The 26551-nt window shown below is 58.9% G+C and carries 36 protein-coding genes and 1 tRNA gene; 32 read left to right on the top strand and 5 right to left on the bottom strand.

The features are described from left to right. Positions 1-571: 571 nt before the first annotated feature. The 4 genes from GTQ41_RS16985 to GTQ41_RS16970 form a co-directional block, all read right to left on the bottom strand. On the bottom strand, positions 572-982 hold the full coding sequence (locus tag GTQ41_RS16985) for a superinfection immunity protein (protein WP_047297628.1): 411 nt from the start codon (positions 980-982) through the stop codon (positions 572-574). Between the two features lie 111 nt (positions 983-1093). After that, positions 1094-1531, bottom strand: a complete 438-nt coding sequence (locus GTQ41_RS16980; protein WP_047297627.1) for a type II toxin-antitoxin system YafO family toxin — start codon at positions 1529-1531, stop codon at positions 1094-1096. A gap of 8 nt (positions 1532-1539) precedes the next feature. After that, positions 1540-2154, bottom strand: a complete 615-nt coding sequence (locus GTQ41_RS16975; RefSeq protein ID WP_047297626.1) for a hypothetical protein — start codon at positions 2152-2154, stop codon at positions 1540-1542. 250 nt (positions 2155-2404) lie between these two features. Further along, positions 2405-3136 (bottom strand): helix-turn-helix transcriptional regulator, encoded by a 732-nt coding sequence (locus GTQ41_RS16970; protein WP_047297625.1) that lies wholly within the window; start codon positions 3134-3136, stop codon positions 2405-2407. 87 nt (positions 3137-3223) lie between these two features. Here GTQ41_RS16970 and GTQ41_RS16965 point away from each other — a divergent pair, with 87 nt between their 5' ends. From GTQ41_RS16965 to GTQ41_RS16920, 10 genes are all read left to right on the top strand, one after another. Next, on the top strand, positions 3224-3439 hold the full coding sequence (locus GTQ41_RS16965) for a YdaS family helix-turn-helix protein (RefSeq protein ID WP_016773984.1): 216 nt from the start codon (positions 3224-3226) through the stop codon (positions 3437-3439). 54 nt (positions 3440-3493) lie between these two features. Further along, complete coding sequence (locus tag GTQ41_RS16960; RefSeq protein WP_047297624.1) at positions 3494-4108, top strand: hypothetical protein; 615 nt, start codon at positions 3494-3496, stop codon at positions 4106-4108. A gap of 65 nt (positions 4109-4173) precedes the next feature. Beyond that, positions 4174-5007 carry a Rha family transcriptional regulator gene (locus tag GTQ41_RS16955; RefSeq protein WP_047297623.1) on the top strand — a complete coding sequence of 278 codons (834 nt, stop codon included), beginning with the start codon at positions 4174-4176 and terminating at the stop codon, positions 5005-5007. Next, on the top strand, positions 5007-5813 hold the full coding sequence (locus GTQ41_RS16950; protein WP_047297629.1) for a hypothetical protein: 807 nt from the start codon (positions 5007-5009) through the stop codon (positions 5811-5813). Before GTQ41_RS16955 ends, GTQ41_RS16950 begins: the two co-directional genes overlap by 1 nt. Beyond that, positions 5803-6609 (top strand): ATP-binding protein, encoded by an 807-nt coding sequence (locus tag GTQ41_RS16945; protein WP_217325325.1) that lies wholly within the window; start codon positions 5803-5805, stop codon positions 6607-6609. Before GTQ41_RS16950 ends, GTQ41_RS16945 begins: the two co-directional genes overlap by 11 nt. A gap of 1 nt (position 6610) precedes the next feature. Beyond that, entirely contained in the window at positions 6611-6934 is a 324-nt protein-coding gene (locus tag GTQ41_RS16940; protein ID WP_047297575.1) for a hypothetical protein, read from the top strand. A gap of 180 nt (positions 6935-7114) precedes the next feature. After that, complete coding sequence (locus GTQ41_RS16935; RefSeq protein ID WP_047297576.1) at positions 7115-7585, top strand: hypothetical protein; 471 nt, start codon at positions 7115-7117, stop codon at positions 7583-7585. Then, a complete protein-coding gene (locus tag GTQ41_RS16930; protein WP_047297577.1) occupies positions 7582-8223 on the top strand; it encodes a recombination protein NinG in 642 nt (213 codons plus the stop codon). Before GTQ41_RS16935 ends, GTQ41_RS16930 begins: the two co-directional genes overlap by 4 nt. Then, positions 8220-8915, top strand: a complete 696-nt coding sequence (locus tag GTQ41_RS16925; protein ID WP_085708294.1) for a hypothetical protein — start codon at positions 8220-8222, stop codon at positions 8913-8915. The genes GTQ41_RS16930 and GTQ41_RS16925 overlap by 4 nt, the downstream gene beginning before the upstream one ends. Positions 8916-9036: 121 nt before the next feature. Further along, positions 9037-9112, top strand: a tRNA-Thr gene (locus tag GTQ41_RS16920). Between the two features lie 234 nt (positions 9113-9346). On the opposite strand, the gene GTQ41_RS28835 is transcribed toward GTQ41_RS16920, so the two are convergent. Further along, a complete protein-coding gene (locus GTQ41_RS28835; protein ID WP_367997142.1) occupies positions 9347-9541 on the bottom strand; it encodes a hypothetical protein in 195 nt (64 codons plus the stop codon). 276 nt (positions 9542-9817) lie between these two features. On the opposite strand from GTQ41_RS28835, the gene GTQ41_RS16915 reads away from it, so the two are divergent. From GTQ41_RS16915 to GTQ41_RS16810, 22 genes are all read left to right on the top strand, one after another. After that, positions 9818-10147, top strand: coding sequence for a hypothetical protein (locus tag GTQ41_RS16915; RefSeq protein ID WP_047297555.1), 330 nt, complete (start codon positions 9818-9820; stop codon positions 10145-10147). Next, positions 10144-10491, top strand: coding sequence for a hypothetical protein (locus GTQ41_RS16910; RefSeq protein WP_047297554.1), 348 nt, complete (start codon positions 10144-10146; stop codon positions 10489-10491). Before GTQ41_RS16915 ends, GTQ41_RS16910 begins: the two co-directional genes overlap by 4 nt. 375 nt (positions 10492-10866) lie before the next feature. Beyond that, positions 10867-11490, top strand: a complete 624-nt coding sequence (locus GTQ41_RS16905) for a putative metallopeptidase (protein WP_047297552.1) — start codon at positions 10867-10869, stop codon at positions 11488-11490. A 31-nt stretch (positions 11491-11521) separates the two neighbouring features. After that, entirely contained in the window at positions 11522-11983 is a 462-nt protein-coding gene (locus tag GTQ41_RS16900; RefSeq protein ID WP_047297551.1) for a DUF2280 domain-containing protein, read from the top strand. Further along, positions 11970-13271, top strand: a complete 1302-nt coding sequence (locus GTQ41_RS16895) for a terminase family protein (protein WP_047297550.1) — start codon at positions 11970-11972, stop codon at positions 13269-13271. Before GTQ41_RS16900 ends, GTQ41_RS16895 begins: the two co-directional genes overlap by 14 nt. Beyond that, positions 13268-14728, top strand: a complete 1461-nt coding sequence (locus GTQ41_RS16890; protein ID WP_047297549.1) for a DUF4055 domain-containing protein — start codon at positions 13268-13270, stop codon at positions 14726-14728. Before GTQ41_RS16895 ends, GTQ41_RS16890 begins: the two co-directional genes overlap by 4 nt. After that, a complete protein-coding gene (locus GTQ41_RS16885) occupies positions 14703-15791 on the top strand; it encodes a minor capsid protein (protein ID WP_047297548.1) in 1089 nt (362 codons plus the stop codon). The genes GTQ41_RS16890 and GTQ41_RS16885 overlap by 26 nt, the downstream gene beginning before the upstream one ends. A gap of 103 nt (positions 15792-15894) precedes the next feature. Then, positions 15895-16308 (top strand): hypothetical protein, encoded by a 414-nt coding sequence (locus GTQ41_RS16880; protein WP_047297547.1) that lies wholly within the window; start codon positions 15895-15897, stop codon positions 16306-16308. A gap of 126 nt (positions 16309-16434) precedes the next feature. Next, a complete protein-coding gene (locus GTQ41_RS16875; RefSeq protein ID WP_047297546.1) occupies positions 16435-17142 on the top strand; it encodes a hypothetical protein in 708 nt (235 codons plus the stop codon). Between the two features lie 11 nt (positions 17143-17153). Beyond that, positions 17154-18122 (top strand): major capsid protein, encoded by a 969-nt coding sequence (locus tag GTQ41_RS16870; protein WP_047297545.1) that lies wholly within the window; start codon positions 17154-17156, stop codon positions 18120-18122. 51 nt (positions 18123-18173) lie between these two features. Continuing rightward, positions 18174-18749, top strand: coding sequence for a hypothetical protein (locus GTQ41_RS16865; RefSeq protein ID WP_047297544.1), 576 nt, complete (start codon positions 18174-18176; stop codon positions 18747-18749). Positions 18750-18806: 57 nt separating this feature from the next. Further along, complete coding sequence (locus GTQ41_RS16860) at positions 18807-19310, top strand: DnaT-like ssDNA-binding protein (protein WP_047297543.1); 504 nt, start codon at positions 18807-18809, stop codon at positions 19308-19310. 39 nt (positions 19311-19349) lie between these two features. Further along, positions 19350-19526, top strand: coding sequence for a hypothetical protein (locus tag GTQ41_RS16855; RefSeq protein WP_155416827.1), 177 nt, complete (start codon positions 19350-19352; stop codon positions 19524-19526). A gap of 40 nt (positions 19527-19566) precedes the next feature. After that, the gene (locus GTQ41_RS16850) at positions 19567-19935 is read left to right on the top strand and encodes a hypothetical protein (protein WP_047297542.1); all 369 of its coding nucleotides are present in this window, start codon (positions 19567-19569) and stop codon (positions 19933-19935) included. Continuing rightward, a complete protein-coding gene (locus GTQ41_RS16845) occupies positions 19932-20528 on the top strand; it encodes a hypothetical protein (protein WP_047297541.1) in 597 nt (198 codons plus the stop codon). The genes GTQ41_RS16850 and GTQ41_RS16845 overlap by 4 nt, the downstream gene beginning before the upstream one ends. Continuing rightward, positions 20525-20941 (top strand): phage tail terminator-like protein, encoded by a 417-nt coding sequence (locus GTQ41_RS16840; protein WP_047297540.1) that lies wholly within the window; start codon positions 20525-20527, stop codon positions 20939-20941. Before GTQ41_RS16845 ends, GTQ41_RS16840 begins: the two co-directional genes overlap by 4 nt. 73 nt (positions 20942-21014) lie before the next feature. Further along, on the top strand, positions 21015-21671 hold the full coding sequence (locus tag GTQ41_RS16835) for a phage tail protein (protein WP_047297539.1): 657 nt from the start codon (positions 21015-21017) through the stop codon (positions 21669-21671). A 3-nt stretch (positions 21672-21674) separates the two neighbouring features. Continuing rightward, positions 21675-22055, top strand: coding sequence for a phage tail assembly chaperone (locus tag GTQ41_RS16830; protein WP_047297538.1), 381 nt, complete (start codon positions 21675-21677; stop codon positions 22053-22055). A gap of 47 nt (positions 22056-22102) precedes the next feature. After that, on the top strand, positions 22103-22375 hold the full coding sequence (locus GTQ41_RS16825; protein ID WP_047297537.1) for a DUF1799 domain-containing protein: 273 nt from the start codon (positions 22103-22105) through the stop codon (positions 22373-22375). A gap of 27 nt (positions 22376-22402) precedes the next feature. Next, positions 22403-25453 (top strand): phage tail tape measure protein, encoded by a 3051-nt coding sequence (locus GTQ41_RS16820; protein ID WP_047297536.1) that lies wholly within the window; start codon positions 22403-22405, stop codon positions 25451-25453. Further along, a complete protein-coding gene (locus tag GTQ41_RS16815; RefSeq protein WP_047297535.1) occupies positions 25453-25791 on the top strand; it encodes a phage tail protein in 339 nt (112 codons plus the stop codon). Before GTQ41_RS16820 ends, GTQ41_RS16815 begins: the two co-directional genes overlap by 1 nt. A gap of 9 nt (positions 25792-25800) precedes the next feature. Then, the gene (locus GTQ41_RS16810; protein WP_217325324.1) at positions 25801-26550 is read left to right on the top strand and encodes a phage minor tail protein L; all 750 of its coding nucleotides are present in this window, start codon (positions 25801-25803) and stop codon (positions 26548-26550) included. The last annotated feature ends 1 nt before the right edge of the window (position 26551 follow it).

The raw sequence follows: 26551 nt of genomic DNA, 5'->3' as shown, positions 1-26551 counted from the left end.
AGGCGTTCTTGTCGATCACCTGCCCCTCGTATTCATGTGCACAGCATGACCTGCAATAGATGTGCGGGGTGCGCATGCCAAGTGAGGCCGTGTTGCCTGAGTTGCAAATCTTGCAGGCCATGTTTCTGCCCTCGGTGATTTTCCCAATGCACCCGTCACCAGGTGCATCAGTGAAAAAGTCCGTGTTGCTATCCGCCCCATGCGCGGCGCCGCGGTTTCCCCACCTGGCCGGCGTCACACATTTCGTGTTCGGTGTTCTTCGCCGGCTGGCTTGCATGGTTTGGCGTCCTCCCATATGGGGAGTCCGGCAGGTTCCAGAGCCTGCATGGGGATCGAAGTTTGTGTTTCGCGCTATGCCCGTTTCCGGGGATCGATCCGCGAAGATTCCTGACTGTTAAAGAGCGGCGGGTCTCTTGAGGCCCTTCGCAGTGGCTGTGTGTCGCTGCGATGGGAGAAATATAGGCACTCCCATATTTAGTGTCAATGGGTATTCCCATAAATTTTGAATCTCCCGTATTCCTGGTCGCAAAAAAGCCCGCGCTTGGCGGGCTTCGGATGACGATCGTGCTATCTACACCGCCTGTTGTACCAAGTCAGAGCCACAGTATCGGCACTTCTTGGCTGCGGCCTTGATGGTTTCCGCGCAGAACGGGCATTCCTTGTTCGCGGCAGCGGCAGCAAGATCCTCGGCGTAAGTTGTAGTCTCGACCGGACGGGCAGTGTGGATGGCGGGCTTGTTGAGTGCCCAGATGAAAGCCGCAACCCAGCCGATAAAAGTCCAGCCGGCGAGGAGGTTTAGCGCGAAGATCGGCGTGGCCTTGGGGTGCTCGCCAACGGCGCAAATTGTCGGGTAGAAGTACAGCGCGATCGCGCTGGGAAAGAAAACGATACTTGCGACCATTGCAAAGCCGTTGGTGCCGCTCCCGATCAGGTAGCTGACCAGGCAAACAATCCCGAGCAGAATCAGGCCTACGATCTTCATTGGATCCCTCCATCAATTGAGCTCAGATTTTACCATTCGTGGCTGTGCGCCACCATTGGCGTGAGAGAGGGGGAAGGGGAGGCATGAAAAAGCCCGGCGCTGGGCCGGGCATTAGTTCTGTTCTCGCCACTCTTTTGCTAAGTGAGCCAAATATCGCATAACTACATTGTTTCTTGCTTGTTCATGAGCGTCCGGCCAGAAGAACGCAAGAATCAGATAGTGATCCTCCTCAAGCTCCCCCTGTACGTACACCAATGCCGCGTCCTCGTGAGGTTTCTTAAAGTCGCACACTCGGTAGTATTGAGCGCAGTCTTGGCGAAACCTGCCTGGCGGAAGCTTTATGTGGATGTGGGACAGGTGAGCGTTGAGTGCTGCTTGAGGCTGGGTGTAGGGAGCGTCTCTGCCAAAATACACGGGCGTTCTGGTTTGTCTCGATTCTATGTAAGCCAGAAAGTCAGATGCAATTTTTGCGGATAAGCCAGGATACTTTTTATCAATCGGCTCGAAAAATTCTGCGAACGTCGCCTGATGGAAGCTTACAGAAGCCATTTTCTCCCTTAGGCGATATGCGCCAAGCGGGCATTCGTAAAACTCGCCAGCTCTTTCAATCCATTGAAATTTACTTCTGTGTCTATGTAATCAGGCATACGAGTAGCTTGACGATGGAGGCTGTCGAGCTCAGAAAGCCTGGCGCGAGTTCCGGCGACAACGCGCCGAAGCTTTAGGTGGTCAGCGGCTAACTGCACTGGTGGTTGCGCGCTCTTGAGAGCAGCCTCTAAGGCTCGAGTTGCGTTTAGCAACTCTGCTACTCGAGAAAATTCTGGATGAGCAATGTTGTCGCGTTTGAGGCAGGCTCTTAAAGCGCTCGCAAATATTCCATCAAGCTCAGACCAACCTTCAGCTAATTCCTTTAGCTCTTTCCGCATTGCCGCAAGCTCCAGATGGTTGCATTCCACCTCCAAGCGAGGAGTTGGGTTCTGATGTGTTGCAGCTTCGGAGTAGCTACCCATCAAAGCGAGAGCTGCAACCATCATCTGTGATGCTGCTGCGCGATAATCCACGATGAGGATCTCCAAATTTAATAACAACCGGATAGTCGCTTCACAGCGAGAAAATCCCGGATCAGTCGTTAGACGTTTACCTTTTTGGAAAACGTCACACGCAGTGATCATACGGCAGTTTATTTTTTTTTCCGATGGAATCCGATGTGCGCCATGACCGCGTGTCGGTGTAAGAGATCTCTTACACGGATGAACAGCCCTAGGTTCTCCGCGGCCTGCACGAAAGTTTCGAGCTGCGGGAGCGAGCTATCGGGCAATTAAGCCAATAATCGGCTTTGGTCAATTTATTGAAAAATATTTGATCAGGACGTGATGGCAGCCAGGCTTCAACGGCGGAAGTGTCAATTTATGGCAAATATCACTATCGCGAGTACATCGCCCACCAAAACACATGCCCCAGGATCGAGATCTGCTGCTCCTGGATCTGCTGAAATGTGTAGTCCTCGTCCGGATGTTCGTCTCTGTTGAAGCTGCGCAAGCGAATACCGATCGGGATCCGGTAGACCTGCTTCACGCGAAGCTGACCGTTGTGGTTGATGGCGTACATCTCGCCGTCGACGATATCGCTCAGTGAGTTTTTCCCCACGTTCACGCCAACTGTGGCGCCGTCGCGCAACACAGGCATCATGCTGTTGCCGCCAACCTTCACGCACTTCGCGTTGCTGAACTGAACGCCGTTGTGGCGCAGATCCTTCTTGTTGAAGCGGAGGCGTGAGTTAGCGTTTTCCTCAATCGCAAACCTGCCGGATCCGGCTGCCAGCTCCACTTCATGGAGGAAAGGGACGTAGACCTCGTCATCATCGAGTGGAGTTTCGTCATCCCAGGTTTCGATGGTGCCAAGTTTCACGCTGGGCTGGATGCGTTCAGCCTGATGATCAGGCACACCCTTGAGCATGTCACCGACACCTTCAGCCAGCCACATCGGGGACACGCCACATACAGAGGCGATCTGAGCTGCGAAGGCGGTAGCCTTCGATTTCCCCCTCTCCAAATCGGAGATCGAGGTTTGCGTGAGTCCAGCGCGCTCAGCAAGCTCAGTCTGATTGAGCTTGGCGTGGCGGCGGGCGATTTTGAGTCGTTCTTTGAATTCCATCCGCGAAGTATTACGGGCGCTCCCATACCCTTGCAAATCGGTGTTCCCATAACCTACTATATGGGTATTCCCGTATGGAGGGGCATCATGAACGCAATTTACAAGGGCCTCGTTGACTACTTCGGCACCCAGGAGGCCACCGCCGAAAAGCTCAAGGTTGATCAAAGCACCGTTTCCGGTTGGGTTCGGGGGAAGCACGGCATGTCTCCGGTTATTGCCAAACGAGCGGAGGCGCTGACCGAAGGTGCTTTCAAAAAAGAAAACCTGTGCCCGTCGTTTCCTTGGGCCGAGATGGCCGCCTAAGCGACATCCCTGTCCGCCAATCCGTTGAAGCCAGATTAAAAGAGAGCAGTCCCCATGGAAACGTCCAGTCCAAGACACACCGTACAAACCCGTGATCAGGTGCTGGTCGCTCATGCTCAAAACCAGATCGCGCGTACCAGCCTGAGCCAAGATGACTTCGCTCAGGCTCTGAGCCGTGAGCTGCACCTGTCGATTCCAGATCGCGCCAAGAAGAAGGAAGTGCCTGACTTCAATTCGCCCGAACTGACAGGCGAAGTCGGCGAGTTTGTGAAGGCAACCGGCCGCTGGCTCAAGCGTGTACAGCGCTGGCTCAACGGCGATCAGGAAATGCCGTCCTGGCTTGAAGAGTCGTGGGTAAACGCTCTTGAGCCTGAGTTCCGCGATCACTGCCTGAACGAGTTGGCCAGCCGTCATGGCTTGACCGGCGCCCGCCAGATGATCAGCGACCAATGTGCGAACAAAAGCTTCGGCGCGCTGATCCGCGCCCTGGGCGATGTGATCGACACCGGCAGTGAAGTTTTTGACGACCAAGTGATGTGCGAGCAGGACATGCCGCACTTGCCAGCGTTCGCCAAGCAGTGTCGTCAGGTTGAAGCAAAGGCGGGGGAGTTGCGCCGTAAAGCTGAGGCGTTGATCAACGGAAAGCCAGCACTGAAATCTATCGCCTGAATCCCAGGCACAAAAAAGCCGGGATTGCGCCCCGGCTGATTCGTTAACACCTGATGAGGCTGATTATGCAGAGCCATCCCCAATTCAGCAATACCCCAACCAATGTCGCGACACGTTTTTCGAGTTCTGAAAACGTGTCGCGTACCACCATGTCCTCCCGCGAGATCGCCGAACTGACCGGAAAGCGTCATCCGGATGTGAAGCGAGACATCCAAGCGATGGCGAAAGACCTTCTGGAAGATGTGAGCAGTTTTGCTCACATCTATCTGGACGGGATGAACCGCCAGCAGACCGAATACCTTCTTGACCGCGAGCATACCGACTGCCTGCTGACCGGCTACAGCGCCGCGATGCGCATGGCGGTCATCAAGCGCTGGCGGGAACTGGAGGAGGGAGCCGGCAAGGTCATCGCCACGCTTCCGAACTTCGCGGATCCGGTCGCCGCGGCCCGTGCCTGGGCTGATCAAGTCGAGCAGAAGCAGGTCGTCGAGCAGGCCCGCCTGCAGCTCGCAATCCAGGTCGAATCCCAGGCCTCGAAAATCCACTCCATGGAGAACCTGTTCAAGGAGGGGATGACCCATACCCAATTCTGCAAGGGCCTCAATGGGGTCAACGTCATGCAAGTGGGCAAATTCCTCGAAGGCCGCAACTGGCTCTACAACGAGAGCAAATCCGGCCTGCGCTTCCGTGTGGCGTCCTACGCCCGCGACAAGTACATGACCGAGCATCAGCACGAAGTCACTCCCCACGGCCGCGAGCCGTTCGTTTCCTTCACGCCGATCCTGCTGAAGAAGGGCGCCGTGCGCCTCTACGACCTGTACCTGGCCGGCGAGCTGCCCATGAAGAAGAACTGGAACGGGCTGTTCACGCACGATAAAGCACTCAAGGGGGCCGCATGATGGCCAGATCCAGAAATATCAAACCGGGGTTTTTCTCGAACGAACACCTGGCTGAAGTAGATTTTGCAACGCGTCTCCTGTTTATCGGCATGTGGACTGAGGCCGATCGGGAAGGGCGCCTTGAGGATCGCCCGCGCCGCCTGAAAATGGCCCTGTTCCCGGCCGACAATGTCGACATCGAAAAGATGCTCGCCGACCTGGATCATTTGGGATTCATCACGCGGTACACCGTTGGATCATTCAAGGCTATCCAGATCGTGAACTGGTCGAAACACCAGAACCCTCACGTCAAAGAAGCCAAGAGCATCATCCCTGAAATGCCCGTTCTAGAGACGTCGGAAGGTGAGCATGGTGCAAGCACGGTGCAAGCACCAGACAAGCACAGTTCTTTCCCTGCTGATTCCCTCTCTCTTGATTCCGGATTCCTGATTCCTGATTCCCTCACTCCGTCGCAGGCTCCGGTGGTGACCGAGGACCTGTTCCCGAAGTTCTGGAAGCTCTATCCGCGCAAGGTAGGGAAGGACAAAGCCGAGAAGGCGTGGGCGAAGCTCAAGGTCAATCAAGCGCTGTACGACGTGATGGTCGCAGCTCTGTCCAAGCAGGTCTTGACGCCTGACTGGACCAAGGAGCGGGGCCAGTTCATCCCGCATCCTGCGACGTGGCTCAACGGCAAGCGCTGGCAGGACGAGATCCCTGACGTGCCAACCAACGTGCACCCGTTCCCGCAATCCCGGCACACCGGCTTCGCTGAGCGCGATTACAAGGCCGGACTGATCCAGCGGGAGGATGGCACCTATGCATTCTGAACAGGTTCAAGTCGCCCCCGAACTGCCACCAGGTACTCGCATCCAGCCGGCCGAGTGCGAAACACACGGTTCCTACGATCAAAAGGTTTATGCCGTGCTGGGCCGCGAGCTCAAGAGCGGTTGCCCCGATTGCAGTCGCATCCGCAGCGAGGAAGATGCCGAGCGCCAACTGGCGCAGGAAGCAGCATTGGCTCGCTACCACATGGCGGAGAAGCTGGGAGCCGCGTTGATCCCCAAGCGTTTCGCTGGCAAGACCTTCGCCGGTTACATCGCCAAGACCACCGAGCAGCAGAAGGCGCTGAAGACCTGCATGCGGTACGCCGCTGAGTTCAAACAGATCTCCGCCGCTGGCCGCTGCCTGTTGCTGCTGGGCAAGCCTGGCACCGGCAAGACGCATCTGTCGGTCGCGATCGCCAACGAGATCATGGCCACCTCCAGCGCCACGGCCGTGTATCGCACCATCGGATCGATGCTGCAGGCCATCCGCGCGACTTACGACCACACCAGCGACCAGAGCGAGAGCCAGATCCTGTCGAGTCTGATCAGCCCCTCCCTGCTGATCCTGGACGAGATCGGCGTGAGCAAGGAGAAGCCAAGCGACTTCGAGCTGACGACCTTGTTCTCGATCATCAACGGACGGTACGAAGAGCTCCGGCCCACCGTCATCGTGTCCAACCTCGATGCGAAGGCCTTGGCCAGTGCAATCGGCGAACGCTGCGCAGATCGTCTGAGAGAGGGCGGGGTGATCGTCGTTCCGTTCGAGTGGGAATCTCAGCGCGGCAAGGAGGGCTTCTGACATGACCATCGACAAACAGAGACTCCAGTCCCTGCTGTGGAGCGAGGTCGCCGCATGGAAGGCCAACTGCGCGGAGTGGAAGCAGAACGCTGAAGCGCTCGGCGAATTCCTCGGGGAGAAGACCGTGGAGGAGGTGGCGCTTGAGCTGCTGGCCGAGAACGAGACGCTGCGTAAGGCTGCGCTGGACGCCCGCGAATTCATTCTTCACGAAGCCGAGGTGCGCGGGCTTCTGGATGAAAACAACGAGGTTTCCTTCAGGCACCCAAGGCGCCAAGCGGCCATCGCGTCCATTGACGCCGCGATGAGCAAGGTGGCGCAGCCATGACTGGAAAAAAACGGTTGTGGGTTACTCAGGTCGCTCTCGCGACGCTTGACTCTTGGTACGTGACTTGGGAGGTATTCCGCACGAAGGGAGACCGTGAGGTGCGGCGCCGTGCGATTTGCTGCAAGGCGCACGGTCTCGTATGGCATGACCGTCATCTTGTGAAGGGGCTGGAGGTTTTCAGTGACTGACAAGATCAGCGTCAATTGCCAGGCCAAGCTCTCAGAGGCTATCACCCGGCTCAGCGCCATGTTCCGCGACAAGAAGTTCGTCGTGGTGTCGCTACGCCCAGGCAAGGATCGTACGCTCGACCAGAACCGGCTCTGGTTCGCGATGTACAAACGCATCTCCGAAATGACCCAGATCGGCGACGCGGCCGACGCCAGATGCTACTGCAAGCTGCACATCGGCGTGCAGATCCTGCTGAACGAGGACGCCGGCTTTCAGGCTGAGTGGTATCGGGTGATGCGGCACCTGCCATACGAGGCGAAGCTCGCCCTGATGGGGGAGTGCAAGCTCTTTGGTCCTGACGGGTTCCCGGTGACCAGCCTGTTTAATCGCGCCCAAGGCGTCGCCTACACCGACCGTATCGTCGCGCGCTTCGCTCCGCAGGGCGTGTACTTCGATGATCTTCTGAGCCAGGAGGCTGCATGACGATTGAAAGGAAGCAGCCGCGCCCGAAAAAGTGCTCAGTCAAAACCTGCAGGGCCTCATTCGTCCCGAAGGTGAGCTTTCAGTCTTGGTGCTCGCCGGACTGCGCCGTTGTCATCGCGCGGGACAAGCAGGAGAAGAAGCGCAAGTCGCTGGCCAGCATCGAGCGCCGCGAGATCAAAGTCCGCAAAGAAGCCCTGAAAAGTCGCGGCGATCACCTCAAGGATGCCGAAAAAGCAGTGCGCGACTATCGGCGCACCTATGAGCTGAGCATCGGCAGCGGCTGTATGAGCTGCGGCCTGAGTCAAGAAGAGATCCTCGCCGCCCAAGGATGGAAGGTGGGAGGGGCATTTGACGCGGGTCATTTCATGGGTAAAGGCGCCCGGCCGGAGCTGCGCCTGGAGCCTTCCAACATATGGCTTCAGTGCAAGGCCTGCAACTCAGGCTCCTACATGCACGCCCGTAAGGGATACACCGTTTCCCAAGGCTTTCGAACTGGACTTATCGCCCGCATCGGCCTGGAGGCCGTCGAAGCGCTTGAAGCCGACCACGAACCACGCAAACACACCGTAGAAGAACTCAAGGCGATCACCGCTGAATACCGGGCCAAGACCCGCGAACTGAAGAGGGCTGTAGCATGATCTATCCAGGCGTTCTGAACGCAGTTGTCTCCGCCCTCGCGGCTGAGGCCATCGACAACACCAGCAAACAGGCATGGCAGAAGCTGTATAACTCTGCCGACGAAGAGGAGGGCGGCGATCTGGCAACACTGGTCCGTTCCCGTGGTGCCGACACCATCGACCGCACGCAGGTGGACTGCTGGGTGTCTGCCCGGCTGCACAGTGCGCTCGAGCCAAAGCACTGGGACGCGCTGGTGGCGAAGTACAGCACTCACAAGGGACGCAAGGTGCAAGCGATCTCAGCGTTGCAGACCCTCATCAACACGCCGGCCCCGAAGCTGTTCCTGTTCAAGGCGACCACTGCCTGGGCTATCCCGCAGCTGAAGGGGGCGCGGCCGAAGGTGGCAACGTCCGTATCCGTCGAGATCCCGCTCGATGCACCGGAGTGGCGTCGCGAAGCAGTGGTGAAAGCGGCTCTGGCGGCAGGCCAGGCCAAGGCGAAGAGAGACGAGTCCCGATCGGCCGACATGATCGTGCTGAAGGACAGCTTCTACGACATGAACACCTGGGACAACGACGGGACGCCGGAATCGACTCGACGCCGGTGGCGGAAGGATATTGGCAAGGCTGCTGACGTCTTGGTCGACGAGGCGCTGGCGCACGCCGCGGACATTCTGGAGGCAGAAGGTTTGCTGATTGAACAGGCTGCGTGATTGCCTGTTGACATCAGTGAGCGGATGAGCGAAATTAATCCCATCCTGTCATTCCTGCGCGTATCGAGGAGTGACAACCGAAACCCGGCCACCGTGCCGGGTTTTTTATTGCCTGAAATTCGCCGCCATAGCTCCAGTGGTAGAGCAGTCGCCTTGTAAGCGAATGGCCCGGGGTTCGAATCCTCGTGGCGGCACCATTTTCACCTGTAGCCAGGACAGCCCTCGGGAAGGCCTGGACGTCGATAGCCGGATAGTGCGACGTACGGAATCAACACCGGCAGCCCGCGCACCCTGACCTAAAACTTGCTTTCGGGGTGGTGTGAGACTGGATCAGCGAGATCGATGCAATGGGGTGTCGACGTTGAGAAGGTCTTTGGCAGACAGCTCGGAAAGACGAGCGCACCTATTCAGGGCCTCTGCATTCGCAGGGGTTAACCAGCTCTGTTCCAGCGGACTTGGGTCACGCCCAGTTTTCCAGCCTCGAGCAACATTGCCTCTCTCGATAGTCCGCAATCCATGCAGCTTTCTGTCTCTTGGACGGCGTGACTTGCAGCGAGGCGAATTGCTTCTTCCTCGCTAAACGAGGTCGCTGTCGTTATGAAATGCTCGGGCTCGCCGTGCCTCATGTAATGGATGGCGTAGTGGACGGGGTTTGTCATTGGAGCCTCTTGGCCGAAGCCATACCCAAAAGGGTCGATTCTAAGTATCTGGAATTCAGAGAGGTCTGCCGGGATATGAGGCCGAGAGAGATGGTAATGCCTGAACTGCGAGTGTTTATATGTGTACTGGTTAAATTATGACCACTAGGTCTTTGGTTCGTTCGTTTTAACGCTGCATCAAATTTCTGGGCCTCGACATTGATCGGGGCCTTTTTGTTTCTTCATGCCCACGGAGTCGAGCGCATGGATTTTTTGCACCGCCTGCTCGACAGATTGGATCTGCTGATCGCCGGCCTGTTCGGCGTCATCGTCGCCAGTTGGTGGCACAAGGACGATCTGACCGATTGGCGCGCCTGGCTGATCTTCCTCACCACTGGAGTGGCCTGCGCCCTTTACCTGACTGGTATGGTCAGTGCGTACCTCGGCGTGACAGAGCCGAACATCGTTGCCGGCGTGGGCTTCCTGCTGGGAACCTTCGGCGGATCGCTACTCGCGGCAATCAACCGAGCCATCAAAGCCGCTGACCTCTGGGCGCTCATTCGCCAGCGGTTCGGGGGAGGCAATCCACCATGAGTCTTGAACTGATCAACTCCATCGCCTGCGGCTTGATTGCCTTGTGGGCGACCTGGTGTGTTCTGAGCGGTCGAGTGCGGGACGGAATCCTAGGCAAGCTGATCTATTCAGCGATCGCCATCAGCGGTTTTGTGGTGATGAGCCGCAATCAGAACATCTTCATCATCGGCCCAACCACTGCCGGTATCACGTTGCACGTCTCGCTGGCCCTTGCCGGTATGCGTCACATCTTCATGGTCATCTGGTGGCAGCGGGTGAAAGCCTGGCTTTGCCGGACGCTGAGTTGTGAACACTGCCTACGCTGTGACAAGGCGCCGGGCGGGATCGAGCGTCGATCCAAGTAAATCGCGACACATTTCGCGAATTAGAAATTGTGTCGCGACCGATTATTCGGAGATATCTTCCCGGAGTAACGTCATTCCATTATGCCCCCCGCTGAAGCCAACGGAGCGGACAGTGGATTCGTCGAGGCCTGCTTCCCTTGCAATCGTAGATAGATCATAAACTTGAAAGCGGGATGTCTGCCTGGCGTAAAGGCGATCGACAGCGCTGTCAATTGCTACCGCATATTGGTTGTGTTGGGACGCCTTGCGCTTCTTCCTTGCATCATTCCCTCGGTATGTGTCTCTCCGCGCTCTCGGTAATAGCATTGTGCTTCTCCATGGTTTTCCCTACTCAAATACCGGCAACGGGCCACTATTTCAAGCTCAAGGTGACCCATGGATAGGCCATACCCTCCAGCATCATTGCTTGAGCTGTCGGATCTACCAGACTTCGGTATCCGCCTGATACCTGCTCCGGAAGTGTGGGAGTGGTTCCAAGCGGAGATCCTCGCCGCGACCGGCAGCATCCACAACGTAGAACATGCCCATCTGATCGATGCGGACATCCGCGTGATGTGGGCGTCTGCCGCCTTCACGAAGAAGGGTCGCACTGTGGTGGGCCAGGCCGAACAGGTCGCGTTCCGCGCAGGCGGCTGGCAGAAGGCGCGGATGGAGCAGCAGATGCGTGATTGGTTCGGCGACGTGCCGGCCTACATCATCACCTTGGCTGCCGACTACTGCGCCGACTGTTCCGAAGCTGACTTCTGTGCGTTGGTCGAGCATGAGCTGTATCACATAGCCCAAGCGACCGATAAGTACGGTCAGCCAGCATTCACCCAGGACGGCTTGCCCAAGCTTGAGATGCGCGGACACGACGTTGAAGAGTTCGTCGGTGTCGTCCGTCGCTACGGCGCGAGCGCGGCTGTCCAGGAGCTGGTGGACGCTGCAAACAATCCTGCTGAGGTGGGGAAATTGAACATATCGAGGGCCTGCGGAACCTGTCTGCTCAAGTCGGCCTGATTCTGGACAGGCTCTGGACGGATGAAAATCTATGGCAGCCCTTCAAAACGACGTGAAGGCCTTTATCGTTCAGGCCTTGGCGTGCTTCGACACGCCGTCACAGGTTGTTGAAGCCGTCCAAAAGGAATACGGGATCGTGGTGACTCGCCAGCAGGTAGAGACGCACGATCCCACAAAGACATCGGGAAAAGGCCTGGCCAAGCGCTGGGTGACGATGTTTGAAGATGCCCGCAAGCGCTTCCGCGAAGAAACTGCCGAGATCCCGATCGCAAACCGTGCCTACCGCCTGCGCGCCATGAACCGGTTCGTGGAGAAGGCCGAGACGATGAAGAACATCGGCCTGGCCATGCAGATCCTCGAACAGGCCGCGAAGGAAGTCGGCGACGTCTACGTCAATCGCCACCGGAAGGATGAGCCTGACGACGAACCGGCAATCCCGACGCGCATTCAGGTCGACGTAGTGGATGCGAGGAAGCCGAATGCCGAGCCTTAACGTTCCGCAGTCGCAGTTCCTCCTGTTGCCCCACAAATTTCGCGCATTCGTCGCTGGATTCGGCTCCGGAAAGACCTGGGTCGGATGCTCGGCGCTCAGCAGGCATTTCATGGAGTGGCCAGGCGTCAACGCGGGTTACTTCGCACCGACTTACCCGCAGATCCGCGACATCTTCTACCCCACGATGGAGGAGGTGGCTTACGACTGGGGGCTGAAGACCAAGATCAACCAGGCGAACCATGAGGTTCACATCTACAGCGGCCGGCAGTATCGCGGCACTGTGATCTGCCGGTCGATGGAGAAGCCGCAAACCATCGTCGGCTTCAAGATCGGTCACGCTCTGGTCGATGAGCTGGATGTGCTGACGTCGATCAAGGCGCAGCAAGCCTGGCGCAAGATTATTGCCCGGATGCGTTACAACATTCCCGGGCTGAAGAACGGCGTGGACGTGACCACAACGCCGGAAGGCTTCAAGTTCGTCTTTCTCCAGTTCGTGAAGCAGCTACGCGACAAGCCGGCGCTGAAGGAAATGTATGGGCTGATCCAGGCCAGCACCTTCGACAACGAGCTGAATCTACCGGATGACTACATCGCCTCGCTGATGGAGTCGTACCCCGAGCAGCTGATCCGCGCGTACTTGAACGGCCAGTTCGTCAACCTGACGTCCGGGTCGATCTACCACGCTTACGACCGCAAGCTGAACCAGTGCTTCGACACGGTCCAGCCCGGCGAACCGCTGTTCATCGGCATGGACTTCAACGTCGGCAAGATGGCGGCAATCACCCACGTCAAGCGTGATCAGGGACTGCCGCGCGCCGTGGACGAGTTGATGGATGGCTACGACACGCCGGACATGATCCGCCGCATCAAAGAACGGTACTGGGAACACACCGGCAATGACTTCAGAAAGACTTGCGAGATCCGGATCTACCCGGACGCCTCCGGCGATTCGCGCAAGTCGGTAAATGCAAGCCTGACCGATATCGCCATGCTCAAGCAGGCGGGTTTCACAGTAATCGCGCCGGCGGCCAACCCGCCAGTTAAGGATCGAATCAACGCCATGAACGCCATGTTCTGCAACGCGCAGGGCGAGCGGCGTTACTTGGTCAATCCGTTCACCTGCCCGACATACGCCGACGGCCTGGAACAGCAGATATGGGCGCCCAACGGCGAGCCAGACAAGAGCCAAGGAAACGACCACGCCAACGACGGCGGCGGTTACTTCATTCACCGCGAGTACCCGATCGTTAAACCGGTCACCTCAATGAAAATGGGAGTCGCTCGATGACGGACGTCACTTTTACTCGTCCCGAGTACAAGGCGGCACAGTACCGCTGGCGCTTGGTGCGCGACGTCTGCAAAGGGTCGGAAACCATCAAGACTGCCGGCGACCGTTACCTGCCGAGGCCGAACGCGGCCGACACCGGCGAGGACAACAAGCAGCGCTACGAGGCGTACAAGAAGCGGGCAGTGTTCTACAACGCTACGGGGCGCACGAAGCACAGCCTAGTCGGTGCGGTATTCCGCACCTGGCCCACGCTGACTGTTCCCGGCGCGCTCGATTACGTGGCCAAGGACGTCGACGGTCAGGGTGTGAGCGTCTACCAACAATCCCAGTCGGTGATCGGGCACCTGCTCGAAGTGGGTCGCCATGGGCTGCTGGTGGATTACGCCGCGGTTGAGGCTGGAACTGTCAGCAAGGCCGACGAATTGTCCGGCCGTGCCCGAGCGAACATCGCGAGCTACACCGCAGAGTCGATCATCAACTGGAAGACCCGCCAGATCGGCGGCCAGCACCTGCTCAGCCTTGTAGTGCTGCGTGAGACAGTCGATGTCGACACGGATGACGGTTTCGGTAGCGAGCAAGTCGTGCAATACCGCGTGTTACGCCTTGATCTTGCTGGCCAGTACACGCAAGAGGTTTGGGAGGAGGGTTCGAGCAAGACTTCTCAAATTGTTGCTCCGTTCACGCCGCTGAATGGGATTGGCCGGCCATGGCAGGTGATCCCGTTCCAGTTTGTTGGCAGCGAGAACAACGACACGACCATCGATGATGCACCGCTGTACGACATGGCCGAGGTGAACATCGGCCATTACCGAAACAGCGCGGATTACGAGGAAGCTGCCTATCTGGTGGGTCAGCCTCAGCCGTGGATGGCTGGTTTGGACGAGCAGTGGCGCGATCACATGGAGACGAATGGGATATTCCTCGGCTCCCGAGCGCCTTGGCTGCTTCCGGTAAACGGCACTTGCGGAGTTTGGCAGGCTCAGCCGAACACGGTGGCCAAGGAGGCCATGGAATCCAAGAAGCAGGACATGGTGTCGCTCGGCGCGCGCCTCATTGAGCGTGGTAGCGCAGTGAAGACCGCAACCCAGGCCGACAACGACAGCGCCGCCGAACACAGCGTCCTGTCGCTGGTGGTCAGCAACGTCAGCGAAGCCTACAGCCAGTGCCTTGAATGGATGGCTGAGTTCGTGAACGTCTCCGGTGACGTGGTCTACAAGCTCAATCAGGACTTCAGCCAGATCACTCTCGACGCGACGATCCTGGCTGCACTGTTCAATGCGGTGCAGGGCGGCAAACTCCCTGAAGGCGACTTCTGGCAGTACCTGCGCGATCGAGGCGTGATCAACCCTGAGAAGACGGACGACGAGATCCGGGACGAACTCGAAGCGCAGAGCGCCGGGCCAGCCCTTGATGACGCAGAGGTGATTCCGAATGGCGGCAAACCAGGCAATCCTTGATGCCACGATCCGGCACGCCGTCTTCCTCGAGCAACTGAAGTCGGGGGAGGTGGCGAAGTTCGCGCCATTCCTCAAAGAGATCGACCGCTCGATCCGTGAGCGGCTGACCCGGGCTGATCTGACGGACTACACCGTTGCCCGGCTTGAGCGGCTGCTGAGCGAGGTCGACAGCCTGCTGCTGGGCATCTTCGATCGGTACAGCGAGAAGCTGAACCTTGATCTGGTGGATATCGCCAATTACGAGGCCGAGTTCGAGGCGACCAGCCTGACCCGGGCGGCACCTGTTGGCGTCTCGTTCGATGCGGCGGTGCCTGGTGCAGCGGCGATTCGCGCTGCAATCCTCACCAACCCGCTCAGCGTACGCGGTACGGACGGCGGCAAGCTGCTCAAGTCGTTCATTGATGGCTTCACCACCACCGAGCGACAACGCCTCACAGGCGCGATCCGGCAGGGCTTCTTCGAAGGCCAGACCAACTTCCAGATCATCAAGAACATCCGTGGCACCAAGGCGCTTCAGTACAACGACGGCATCCTGGCCACAACCAACCGCAACGCCGGCGCCATCGTGCGGACGGCAGTGCAGCATGTCGCCACTCAGGCGCGAATGGAGACGCTGAAGGCGAACTCCGATGTCGTGCCGTCGGTGGAATGGGTCAGCACGCTGGATTCGAAGACGACCAGCCAGTGCCGGACGCTCGACAAGCGCCGTTTCAAGCTTACCGAGGGTCCGCGGCCGCCGATCCACATCAACTGCCGTTCGACGGTGGTGGCGGTGACTCGCTTCAGCGCGCTGTTCGCCAAAGACGCCACACGGGCATCTATCGGCGATAGCGGTGCGCAGCAGGTGAGAGCAGACCTCAGCTATTACGACTGGCTAAAGCAACAGCCGGCGGCGTTTCAGGACAAGGCTATTGGCCCGGTACGTGCGAAGCTGTTTCGCGAAGGCGGTTTGACAATCGAACGATTCGCCGAGATGCAGCTTGATCGCAATTTTTCACCTCTAACCCTCCTGCAAATGAAGGCTCTCGAGCCTCTGGCGTTCGAGCGGGCGGGCATCAAATAGGGATAGGTCTATTAACCAGACGAGGACATTTAACCCGCGCCTTGAAAAAGATTGATACAGCCTTCATCTTGGGTTGTACAACCACATAAAAGGAAAGGCGCGCATGAAAACCGGTCAAGAATTGATTCAGGTAGAGCATCTGCGGAAGTTCACGCATCTTTTAACCATGGATGGGCGCCTAGGTTGGGACAACACTCAACGCAACGCTCTTCTTCAGGCTATTGCAGATAGCGAAAAAACGACATACATCGGTTGTATTGCAGACGCATTTGGCATTGAGAGTCCGCAGGTTTTTGCTATCGGGGATCTTGTCAGGATTATTTCCCTGCCGTCTGTGGTATTCATGGATGCGCTGAGCGAAGAGATCAAATCCTTCGCTTCTAATTATGGCCACATCGCAGTGATTAGCGGCCGGGGTTTATACGGGGCTGAAATTTATTTCATTGACCGCAGTGCTCTTGCGCTCGCAAACGCTGCGGAGACCTTCACTAAGCTAAAGCTTCTAGGTTCAGCCTAAGTAGCTCAAACAGCCCTGGTTCACGCCGGGGCTTTTTACATCAGATATTTCAAAAGGCCTCGTCAATGACGGGGCTTTTTTATTCCCGCAGGCAGGGCCTGCACCTACGTCTCTGGGAGACAACCAATGCTGAAATTCCAACTGGATACCCTGGAAGGGGTAGATGAGGCCGTGCGCGCTCTTTACACCGAGAAGGACGGCAAGTTCGTACTCGGCATTGAAGGCCTGCCGCAGCAAGAAGATGTATCCGGCCTGAAAGCCAAGGTTGATGAACTGCTCGGCGAGAAGAAAGCCGCCGAGAAGAAGGCGCGCGAAGCCGAAGAGGCTGCGCGCCTGGAGCGGGAAGAACTAGCTCGCAAGTCCGGCAACGTCGAAGAGCTCGAGCGTTCCTGGACAGAGAAATTCACTCGCCGCGAAGCTGAGCTGACCGGCACGTTGGAACAGGAGCGGGCAACGCTGAGCGGGCAGATCCGGGATCTGACTGTCGGCCGTACCGCTACTGACATCGCCTCTGCACTTGCAGTGCAAGGTAGCGCAAAAGCCCTGTTGCCGCACATCGAACGCCGTCTGAGCGTCGAGCAGCGCGACGGGAAGCCTGTTGTGGTCGTCCTCGACGCACAGGGCAAGCTCTCGGCGGCAACGCTGGACGAGCTGAAAGCGGAAATCGCCAATGACGCGGCGTTCGCGCCGCTGATCGCGGGCAGTAAAGCATCGGGCGGCGGGGCCGGCGGTGCAGGTGGTGGGGGCGGGGCCCCGAAAGGAAAAATCGGCGGTACCAAAGAGGAACGCACGGCTGCAATCGCAAGCCGGTTCCCAGATCTCCCTCAATCGTAAGGAAAAAACATATGTCCCTGTCGCAAATGCAGGTCTTCAACCAGTACATCATGCCGGCGACTCTCGAGACGCTGGATCAGTACCTGGCTGCTTTCAACGCTGCGAGCCGCGGCGCTATCGTGCTGTCCCCAGACGGCTTCACTGGCGACTTCCTCCAAGAGTCGTTCTTCCAGACCCTGGCTGCTGCTCAGCGCCGCGTGGACCGCTATAGCGCCAACGCCGCCGTTGCTGCCACCGACCTGACCGAGCTGAAAAACACTTCGGTGAAGGTTGCCGGCGGCTTCGGCCCGATCCGCTATGAGCCATCGCAGATGACCTGGCTGGAGCGCCCGACCGCGCAAGGCATCGAAGTCGCCAGCCGTGCGTTCGCTGAAATCCTGCTGAAGGACCAGTTGAACACTGCGATCGCGGCACTGGTTGCAGCAATCACCGCTCAAGCGGCAGCAGTCAACGATGTGTCGGCTACCGCAGGTATCAGCTACGCCGGCCTGAATAACGCGCATGCGAAGTTCGGCGACGCCAGTCAGAACTTGGTCACCCAGGTGATGCAGGGCACCAGCTACCACAAGCTGGTCGGCCAGAACCTGGCGAACCAGCAGCAGCTGTTCCAGGCAGGCAACGTTCGCGTGGTGGACATCCTCGGCAAGATCTCCGTTGTGACGGATGCCCCTGCGCTGATGCAGGCCGGCACCCCGAACAAGGAAATCATCCTCTCCCTGGTGCAAGGCGCTGCGCTGGTCCACGACGGCCGCGACATCATCAGCAACGTCCAGACCACCAACGGCAAGGAGCGCATCGAGACCACGCTGCAAACCGATTACACCTTCGGCTTGGGCCTGAAGGGTTACACCTGGGATACCACCACCGGCGGCAAATCGCCAACCGACGCTGAGCTGGCGACCGGTACCAACTGGGACAAGACCGCCACCAGCATCAAGCACACCGCCGGTGTGGCTCTGATCGGTGACGCCTCCAAGTAACCCCGCGATGTCCAAGCCGGGACGTGTGCCCGGCTTGGCGGAGATGCAATCATGAGCAATAAAATCTGGTATCTGCCCGGACCGTTTCACCAGTACCGGGAAGACGTGAAGGCGCTGGCGAAGGAACACGGCCTGCGCATCATCGACGCGAGCATCACCGAAAATCGCGATGGTGAGGCCGATGATGTGCCGGAGGTGACGGTGCGGCAGGTCGAGCCGTCGCCGGTGTTGCTGATCGCCGATAGTGGTGATCACGCTGCGCTGCAGGAGCTGATCGACAAGCTGAATGCGGAGCGTGACGGCATCGTGTTGTTAATCGACGCCGCTGAAGGTCTGTCCGATCTGGAACACCCTGGCGCCGGCGAACTGCCAATCCGCCTGTTCAATGCGCTGAAAGCGATTCACGAGGGTTTCGAAACCCTCACGGGTGAACGTGACAACTTAGCGGGTGAGGTTGAATCACTCCGCGCTGAATTCGTACGTCTCAAGGCAGCAGCCGAGCCGGTCGACAATGCCGAGAAGATCGCGAACCTCAAAGCGCAACTCGACGCCGCCAACGTGACGTATCGGGCGAATGCCTCGGTAGAATCGCTGGAAAAGGCAGTTGCTGACCTGCAGCAGGCGTAATAACCCGGGTGCCCGGTAACGTGGCACTCGATCCAGAACACCACAGCGAGCTGATTCATGACTCTCATCATCGAGGACGGTACCGGCAAGCCTGACGCCGAAAGCTATGCATCCGCCGAAGACCTGGCCATGTACGCCGTGAAGTTCGGCGTGACCATCCCAGCGGAAGCGCCTGCACAGGAAGCGCTGCTGCGCCGGGCCGCGCTGGCAATGGATGGCATGACGTGGAAAGGGCGAAAGTCCAACAACGAGCAGGCGCTGTCTTGGCCGCGTCGCGGTGTAGAGCTGGATCATCAGATCAAGCCTGACAACTACCTGCCGGCGCGGATCCAATACGGACAGATGGCGTTGGCCGCCGAGATCCACAGCGACGACGTCGACCCGATCGAGAAGCGCAAAGGCGCGGTGACGCTTGAGCGTGTCGAGGGCGCGGTAACCCGCGAATATGCGACCATCCCAAACACCAGTGGCCGACTGTTACCGGCGGCGCCGGATCGGCCTAGCGCCACGCAGTTTGCTGACTACTTGCAGCGGCGCGGACTGTTCGCAATCCGAGCGTAAGGATATGCTTGCTTCCTGTCAGTCTCCGGGGGCATCGCTGTGAGCCAATCTGGTGGGAAAATCAAAATAAATCTCGCTCCTGAGTGGGAGCTGGAGCTTGAGATTCAGGCCGAAGCCGCAGGCATGCTCAAGGAGGACTACCTCATTGAGCTTTTGGAGGCGTACTGCAAAAGCCTTGATCAGGAGGAAAATCCTCCTTCACCTCTAATTCACTAAGCCCAGCCATCGTGCTGGGCTTTTCACATCTGGAGCCACCATGGCCTTCTACGACGAAATGGCCGTGATGGCTCTGGAGATGATCACAGAGTTCGGTCAGCCCGTGACCATCAACAAGACGGAGCCGGGCGAGTATGACCCGGAGACGGGCGGCGAATCGCCAGGCGCCACCATCGAGCAGACCGCCCAAGGCATCCTGCTCGACTTCACCGGTCAGGAATTCCAGAACAACAGCCTCATCAAGCAGGGCGACAAGAAATTGAAGATTGCCGCGCAGGGTTTGGCCTGGGTGCCGGGCCTGCTCGACAAGGTGGTCGCCCAAGGCCGCACATGGGCAATTGTCCCGCCGCTGAAAGAGGTCAATCCAGCCGGCACGCCGATACTGTATGAACTGCAGGTGCGGTCATGAGCCGAGCAGGCGCTGGCCAGTCCGGAAGCTTCGCTTTGAGCCTTGCGGAGTTTGCCGTGCAGACCAGCGAAGCCATCGACGCCAGCGTGCGCGAGATCATCATCGAGGTCGGCAGTAGCCTGATCCGCATGTCTCCCGTGGGCAACCCGGAGATATGGGCGCAGAACGCTGTCGCGGCCCAGTACAACAAGGCCGTTGACGAACACAACTCCTCGCTGCGCAGCGATCCGGCCAACCTGACCAAAGGCGGCAGGCTCAAGAAAGGTCGCAAGCTCAACGACGGCATGGACATCGTCGCACCGGAGGGCTATGTCGGCGGCCGGTTCCGGGCGAACTGGCACCTATCCATCGGCGTGGTCGAGAATGTCACCTTCGACGAGGTGGATCCTAGCGGCGCCGAAACCATCGCGGCCTTGGTCGCCGCCATCAGCGACTTCACCGCCGGCCAGATGGTCTACCTAATCAACAACTTGCCCTACGCGATCCCGCTAGAGTTCGGCCATTCCAAACAGGCCCCCAGCGGGATGGTCCGGGTCACCGTGGCTCGCTTCCAGCAGATCGTGCAGGAGGCCATCAGGAACAATCAGGTATGAGTCACGCGATCATCGCCTCGATCTACGAGGCAAAGCTCATCACTTGGAACAGTGCCAGGCCGCAGAAGCTGAAAATCGTCTTCGAGAACATGGTCTACACGCCATCAGCGGATGAAACTTACCTGCGGGCGTTCACGATACCGGGTGATACCGCGAGCAACACGATCGGCGGCGATCACCGGCTGTTCACAGGTGTGTTTCAAGTCAGCATCATCGCGCCGGCCGGTACGGGGAAAGCAAAGACGAACCCGATCGTCGATGAGCTGACAGGCCTGTTCCCTCTGTACGCTCGGGACACGAAAGGGGCTGTGACTGTGGTGACTATGTCGCCAGTTGACCAAGGCTCAGGCATCACTGGCGATTCCGCGTACACCGTCCCGGTCTCGTTCTCCTATCGAGCCGATACCAACTGATCCCGCCCATTGGGCAACCCTACGAAACCCGCCACTGAGCGGGTTTTTTCATATCTGCAAAGAGGAAATACCCATGGGCTACAAGATCCCGAACGGCGGCACTTTCCAGCACGCTGCAACCTATGCCACTGCACTGGCGTTCGCTTCCATCACCAACGCCACTGAAGCTGTGGCCACCGTTGTGGGCGGTACGCTGAGCGCCGGCGATATCGTGTTGCTGACTTCGGGCTGGAGCAAGCTGGACAGCAAGGTGGTGCGCGTGAAAGCGGCGACCGCCACGGCAATCACGTTGGAAGGCATCGACACTACTGACACCCAGATCTTTTCGGCCGGCGGCGGCGCGGGCACCATGCGCAAGGTTTTGACCTGGGTGCAGATTCCGCAAATCTCCGACGTTGCCTTCTCCGGCGGTGAACAGAACTACCTCGACGTGGTTTTCCTCGAGGATGACCAGGGCAAGCAAATTCCGACCGACAAATCGGCAGCCAGCATGGTGCTGACCCTGGCGGATGACCCGGCGCAGGACTTCAACAAGGTGCTGATGAAGGCTGATGCCGGCAAGCAGGTTGAGGCTGCGCGTCTGAACCTGCCGGGCAATGACACGCTGCTGTACGGCGCTTACACGTCGTTTTCCAAACAGCCGGCAGTGTCCCGCAATAATCTGCTGACGCGAACTGTGAACCTGGCGCTTCAGGCTGAGCCGACTCGCTACCTGACCGCAGTGGTGTAACCAATGGCAAAAATCCGCATTGCCCAGAATCCGACGTTCAAGGCCATGGTGCTGATCCCAATCGTTGGCAGCGAACCCGAAAAGATCGAGTTCACGTTCAAGTATCGCGACCGGTTGGAGCTGGCTGCTCTGTTTGACGGGTGGAACCAGAATCGCAAGGAAGCCATGGCCGCGCTCGGTGATCAACCATCGCTCTCTGAAGTGGTCGCTGCAGATGCAGCCCAGCAGGTTCAGCAGATCAAGGATCTGGTGGCTGGCTGGGCCTTCGACGACAAGTTCGATGAGAAGAGCATCACCGCACTGGTGAAGTCGTGCCAAGGAGCAACCGAGGCAGTAGTCGATGCGTACCAAGGCGCCTACAACCAGGCCCGCCTGGGAAACTGACGGACGCCGCACGCGCACTGTACGCGCCTGCGGCGCCGGTCGAGTTGATGAGTATGTTCGGGCTTGCGCCTGGTGATCTGGAGGAGGAAACGGAGGTCTGGCCCTGCAACTGGCCGGCCTTCCTCCTATTCAATCGGATGTCCACGCAGTGGCGGGTCGGCTCCGGTGGCGCCATCGGTCTCGATTACAACTGCATCCTCGACGTTGCCGGCTTCCTCGGCATCAAGAAAAAGAAACTCGCTGAAATCTTTCCTGACCTGCAGGTGCTGGAAGGCGAAGCCCTGCGCGTCATGGCGGAGGAAAGGGAAAACAGCCCGTAATCGCGGGCATTTATTCAAGGTGAGTCGATGAACATTGCAGAACTCGGCGTCAAGATCGACTCGGCCGATGCGATCGAGGCCAAAACGAGCCTGGATGAGATGGCGAAGGCCGGCGGCCGGGCCGAGCAGTCCGCCGTTTCGCTGATGAACGAAATGCAGGCGCTGGAGAAATCGCTATCTACCAGCGCCAAAACTACGCAGGACCTTGCCAAACAGCGCGATGCGTTGGCGAAGCTGACCAAAACTGGAGCCTATGGCGAGGCTGAGGCCGCGAAGATCTCGGCACAGCTCGACAAGCAGCAGGTAGCGTTGGCCAAGTCGGCCATGGATGAACAGAAGGCGCTGAACAGCCTGCTGGGCGCCATTGACCCGGCCCGCGCCGCACTGGCGAAGCTGGACACCCAGGTCGAGCAACTGGGCAAGCATCTGGATGCCGGCCGGATCAGCCAGGACGAGTACAACACCGCCCTGAGCAAGATCGACAAGGATTACGACAAGCTCAACAAAACCACCACCGGATTCGACAAGCTGCGCCTCGGTACACGCCAGGCACAGGAAAACGTTGTTCAGTTGGGGAATGCGCTGTCCTCGGGAGACTGGGGCAGTGGCGTACGTGCGGTTGCGCAATTGGGCGCTGGTGCAGGGGCAGGCGCGGCAGGATTGCTCGCCATTCTTGGCCCGCTCGCGCTTGCCACCGCTGCCGTAGGCGGTCTGGCGTACGCTTTCTATAAGGGGAGCGAGGAACAGGACAGCTACAACAAAGCGTTGATCCTGACCGGTAACTACGCCGGTGTGAGCGCCGGGCAATTGGGCGACATGGCCCGCCAGGTCAGCGCAACCGTTGGCACCACTGGCCAAGCCGCAGCCGTGCTCGCTCTGCTAGCCGACAACGGCAAGATCGCCGGCGAAAGCTTCACCGGAATCACCCAGGCTGCCGTGTCGATGCAGGAGGCGACTGGCAAGGCCGTAGGCGAGACCGTAGCCGAGTTCGCCAAGCTCGCCGACGACCCGGTCAAGGCATCCGCCGCGCTGAATGAGCAATACCACTACCTGACCGCGTCGGTTTACTCGCAGATCGCCGCGCTGGAGAAGCAGGGCGACCACGCCGGCGCAGTGAAACTGGCGACCGAGCAGTATGCCGACGCGATCAACGAGCGAACCCCGCGAATTCTGGAGAACCTGAGTTTCTGGGAGAAAGGATACAACGCCGTTGCGCGTGCGGCGGACAACTTGAAGAACCTTGGCCGGCCGGATATCAACGCCGATATCGAGCAGGCTCGGCGTAATCTGGAGTCTGCCCAATCGGGCAATGTTGGTCTGTTCCAGAACAAGCAGGAGATGATCGATCTCTACCAGAATCGTCTCAACATGCTTGAAGATCAAAAAGCAGCTGAAGCCGATATCGCCAAATGGGAAGGGGAACAGGCAAAAGCCCAAGGCGAAGCTGTTACCGCCATGGGCAAGATCGACGCACTCACCAAGTCGGCGTGGACGAATGAACAGAAGCGCACCGAGGCGATCAAGGAGTACAAGCGGCAGCTCGACGATATTCGCAAGGTCGCCCCCAACGACCCGCGCCTTAATCAGGCTGCGATCGACAAGAACCTGGCGAACATCAACGACCAGTTCAAGGATGCGAAAACGGCAGGTACTCAGGTCGATCTGACCGGTTTCAACAACGCCAAAAACAATTTAGCCGCCATCAGCGAGGAGTACAAAAACGCCCAGAAGGAACTGGACGCGGCGCAGAAGGCTGGGCTCGTTTCGCAAGCCGACTACGCCCTTAAACGCGAAGCGCTGATCGGCAACGAGCGCGACGAGGTGACTGCGTCCTACGAGGCGGAGATCGCCGCACTGGAAGCCGCGAAGGCGAAAAAGACCACTTCTGCCGCGCAAAGCATCCAACTCGACCAGAAGATCGCTGATGCGCGAGCCGGGATGGTCAAAGCGCAAAGAGAGGCGGACAGCCAGCTTGAGGTTCTGGCCACGAACGAGACCGGTCGCCTTGCTCGACAAGAGCGGTCGATCACGACCTACGTCCAAGCCTTGGCCCAGCAACAGAGGGCTCTGGAATTGGCAGGGCAGCGCGCCGTTATCGGCGTCGGCCAGGGCGATCGTCAGAACGCTCTCAACAACGAGTTGAACAGCCAGCAAGACCGGTTCGCACAGCAGGCGCTGGAACTCGCGAATCAGAAGTCCGATCCGTCGCGCAATATGTCGGAGGAGGAGTTCAGCCGTAAGTCGCAGGCGCTCGCCGACGCGAACAAGGCGGCCACTGACCAGATCCGGCAGAACTACGCGGATGTGGAAAAGGCGCAAGGTGATTGGACCAAAGGGGCGACATCGGCCTGGGCCAATTATCTGGATTCGGCGAGCAATATTGCCGGCCAGACGAAAACTTTGTTCGGCAACGCCTTCAGCTCGATGGAAGACGCGATCGTCAACTTCGCCATGACCGGGAAGCTGTCGTTTGCTGACTTCACCAAGTCGATTCTGGCGGACATGGCGCGGATCGCGACTCGGCAAGCCAGCTCGGCGTTGCTGAGCAGTCTCGTCGGAGCGGCCACCAGTTACTTCACTGGCGGTGGTGGCGGTAATGGGCTGGCGGCTGGATCAGCAGGTGCGACGTCGTCGAACCTCGGCGCGTCCTCGGCGGGTTACTCCAGCAGTTACTTCCCGCAGGCACTCGGCGGTGCCTGGTCGTCTGGCGTACAGATGTTCGCCAACGGCGGCGCCTTCACCAACAGCATCGTCAGTACGCCAACCGCCTTCGGGATGGCTGGCGGCCGGGCGGGAGTCATGGGCGAGGCAGGGCCGGAGGCGATCATGCCGCTGACCCGGACTTCCAGCGGCAAGCTGGGTGTTCTCGCCGCCGGCGCTGGCTCCGGGACTGCGATCAGCATCAATGCACCGGTCACGGTGGTGACACAGGACCGAGGCTCTGAAGGGATGCAGATCGACCAGCAGGCACTGTCGAGAAACCTGCAATCGCAAATGCAGGCCGTGGCCGAGAAGGCCGTCGCTGACTCTTGGCGCGCGGGCGGTACCAGCTTCCGAAATGCAAATGGGAGGGCCTGATGACTATCGAGAAATTCACCTGGCCAACCGAGCGCGGGGAAACACCCGATATCAATTATCGGGTGCGCACCTCGAAGTTTGGCAACGGTTACGCGCAGAACGTCGGAGACGGTCCGAACAACAAAGAGGACTCCTACCCGGTTACCTGCGTCGGCCAAAAGGCCGCGGTGCTGGAGATTATGAAATTCCTCGACCGGCACGCCGGCGCGAAAGCGTTTCTCTGGACAACGCCGCTCGGCGAACTCGGGCTTTTCACCTGCAAAAATCCCGCTCCCACACCAATGGGCGGCGGGGTCTTCAAACTCACAGCCACGTTCGAGCGGGCATTCCAACCATAAGGGGCAATCATGCCGCTGATCAGTGACATCCAGGTGCTTGAGCCTGGCAGCGAAGTGCTGCTCTTTGAATTGGACGGCACGGACTACGGCGCAGATGTTCTGCGCTTCCACGGGCACGCAATTCCGCACACGGCAGCCGAACTGATTGCCGCCGGTGACAATGCAGATCAGCTACCGGCGAAGGCCATCTACTGGCAGGGCAACGAGTACAGCGCTTGGCCGATGCAGATCGACGGTATTGAGGCAAATGGCGACGGCACGGCGGTTCGGCCCACGCTTTCGGTCGGCAACGTCAATGGGCGCATCACAGCGCTGTGCCTAGCGTTCGAGGATCTGCTCGAGTTCAAGCTGACCATGCGTCACACGCTCGGCACCTACCTCGACGCGGCGAACTTCCCTGCGGGCAATCCAACGGCAGACCCAACCCAAGAGACGATCGAGGTCTGGTACATCGACCAGAAGACGAACGAGGACGGGGAAAACGTTAGTTGGGAGCTGGCCAGCCCAGGCGACGTTGGCAGCGAGTCGATCGGCCGGCAGGCCACGACGCTGTGCCACTGGTGCCTCACCGGTGGCTATCGCGGGCCGAACTGTGGCTACACCGGGCCGTACGTGACCAAGGACGGCGTCGTTACCGATAACCCGGAACTGGACGAGTGCGACGGCACGCTGGGTAAGGGCTGCATCCCGCGCTTCGGCGAGGGCAACCAGCTACCTTTCGGCGGCTTCCCGGCCGTTTCCCTCATCGCTCGGAGCTGAT

It is taken from the genome of Pseudomonas sp. AN-B15, from assembly GCF_019056475.1.
GTDB classification, from domain to species: Bacteria; Pseudomonadota; Gammaproteobacteria; order Pseudomonadales; family Pseudomonadaceae; genus Aquipseudomonas; species Aquipseudomonas parakoreensis.
This window is presented reverse-complemented; position numbering and strand designations above follow the sequence as displayed.

Bases quoted from the DNA above. Each gene is read 5' to 3' on its own strand.
- GTQ41_RS16985 (WP_047297628.1), bottom strand. From the start codon at position 982: ATGAAGATCGTAGGCCTGATTCTGCTCGGGATTGTTTGCCTGGTCAGC.
- GTQ41_RS16980 (WP_047297627.1), bottom strand. From the start codon at position 1,531: ATGGCTTCTGTAAGCTTCCATCAGGCGACGTTCGCAGAATTTTTCGAG.
- GTQ41_RS16975 (WP_047297626.1), bottom strand. From the start codon at position 2,154: ATGATCACTGCGTGTGACGTTTTCCAAAAAGGTAAACGTCTAACGACT.
- GTQ41_RS16970 (WP_047297625.1), bottom strand. From the start codon at position 3,136: ATGGAATTCAAAGAACGACTCAAAATCGCCCGCCGCCACGCCAAGCTC.
- GTQ41_RS16965 (WP_016773984.1), top strand. From the start codon at position 3,224: ATGAACGCAATTTACAAGGGCCTCGTTGACTACTTCGGCACCCAGGAG.
- GTQ41_RS16960 (WP_047297624.1), top strand. From the start codon at position 3,494: ATGGAAACGTCCAGTCCAAGACACACCGTACAAACCCGTGATCAGGTG.
- GTQ41_RS16955 (WP_047297623.1), top strand. From the start codon at position 4,174: ATGCAGAGCCATCCCCAATTCAGCAATACCCCAACCAATGTCGCGACA.
- GTQ41_RS16950 (WP_047297629.1), top strand. From the start codon at position 5,007: ATGGCCAGATCCAGAAATATCAAACCGGGGTTTTTCTCGAACGAACAC.
- GTQ41_RS16945 (WP_217325325.1), top strand. From the start codon at position 5,803: ATGCATTCTGAACAGGTTCAAGTCGCCCCCGAACTGCCACCAGGTACT.
- GTQ41_RS16940 (WP_047297575.1), top strand. From the start codon at position 6,611: ATGACCATCGACAAACAGAGACTCCAGTCCCTGCTGTGGAGCGAGGTC.
- GTQ41_RS16930 (WP_047297577.1), top strand. From the start codon at position 7,582: ATGACGATTGAAAGGAAGCAGCCGCGCCCGAAAAAGTGCTCAGTCAAA.
- GTQ41_RS16925 (WP_085708294.1), top strand. From the start codon at position 8,220: ATGATCTATCCAGGCGTTCTGAACGCAGTTGTCTCCGCCCTCGCGGCT.
- GTQ41_RS28835 (WP_367997142.1), bottom strand. From the start codon at position 9,541: ATGAGGCACGGCGAGCCCGAGCATTTCATAACGACAGCGACCTCGTTT.
- GTQ41_RS16915 (WP_047297555.1), top strand. From the start codon at position 9,818: ATGGATTTTTTGCACCGCCTGCTCGACAGATTGGATCTGCTGATCGCC.
- GTQ41_RS16910 (WP_047297554.1), top strand. From the start codon at position 10,144: ATGAGTCTTGAACTGATCAACTCCATCGCCTGCGGCTTGATTGCCTTG.
- GTQ41_RS16905 (WP_047297552.1), top strand. From the start codon at position 10,867: ATGGATAGGCCATACCCTCCAGCATCATTGCTTGAGCTGTCGGATCTA.
- GTQ41_RS16900 (WP_047297551.1), top strand. From the start codon at position 11,522: ATGGCAGCCCTTCAAAACGACGTGAAGGCCTTTATCGTTCAGGCCTTG.
- GTQ41_RS16895 (WP_047297550.1), top strand. From the start codon at position 11,970: ATGCCGAGCCTTAACGTTCCGCAGTCGCAGTTCCTCCTGTTGCCCCAC.
- GTQ41_RS16890 (WP_047297549.1), top strand. From the start codon at position 13,268: ATGACGGACGTCACTTTTACTCGTCCCGAGTACAAGGCGGCACAGTAC.
- GTQ41_RS16885 (WP_047297548.1), top strand. From the start codon at position 14,703: ATGGCGGCAAACCAGGCAATCCTTGATGCCACGATCCGGCACGCCGTC.
- GTQ41_RS16880 (WP_047297547.1), top strand. From the start codon at position 15,895: ATGAAAACCGGTCAAGAATTGATTCAGGTAGAGCATCTGCGGAAGTTC.
- GTQ41_RS16875 (WP_047297546.1), top strand. From the start codon at position 16,435: ATGCTGAAATTCCAACTGGATACCCTGGAAGGGGTAGATGAGGCCGTG.
- GTQ41_RS16870 (WP_047297545.1), top strand. From the start codon at position 17,154: ATGTCCCTGTCGCAAATGCAGGTCTTCAACCAGTACATCATGCCGGCG.
- GTQ41_RS16865 (WP_047297544.1), top strand. From the start codon at position 18,174: ATGAGCAATAAAATCTGGTATCTGCCCGGACCGTTTCACCAGTACCGG.
- GTQ41_RS16860 (WP_047297543.1), top strand. From the start codon at position 18,807: ATGACTCTCATCATCGAGGACGGTACCGGCAAGCCTGACGCCGAAAGC.
- GTQ41_RS16850 (WP_047297542.1), top strand. From the start codon at position 19,567: ATGGCCTTCTACGACGAAATGGCCGTGATGGCTCTGGAGATGATCACA.
- GTQ41_RS16845 (WP_047297541.1), top strand. From the start codon at position 19,932: ATGAGCCGAGCAGGCGCTGGCCAGTCCGGAAGCTTCGCTTTGAGCCTT.
- GTQ41_RS16840 (WP_047297540.1), top strand. From the start codon at position 20,525: ATGAGTCACGCGATCATCGCCTCGATCTACGAGGCAAAGCTCATCACT.
- GTQ41_RS16835 (WP_047297539.1), top strand. From the start codon at position 21,015: ATGGGCTACAAGATCCCGAACGGCGGCACTTTCCAGCACGCTGCAACC.
- GTQ41_RS16830 (WP_047297538.1), top strand. From the start codon at position 21,675: ATGGCAAAAATCCGCATTGCCCAGAATCCGACGTTCAAGGCCATGGTG.
- GTQ41_RS16825 (WP_047297537.1), top strand. From the start codon at position 22,103: ATGAGTATGTTCGGGCTTGCGCCTGGTGATCTGGAGGAGGAAACGGAG.
- GTQ41_RS16820 (WP_047297536.1), top strand. From the start codon at position 22,403: ATGAACATTGCAGAACTCGGCGTCAAGATCGACTCGGCCGATGCGATC.
- GTQ41_RS16815 (WP_047297535.1), top strand. From the start codon at position 25,453: ATGACTATCGAGAAATTCACCTGGCCAACCGAGCGCGGGGAAACACCC.
- GTQ41_RS16810 (WP_217325324.1), top strand. From the start codon at position 25,801: ATGCCGCTGATCAGTGACATCCAGGTGCTTGAGCCTGGCAGCGAAGTG.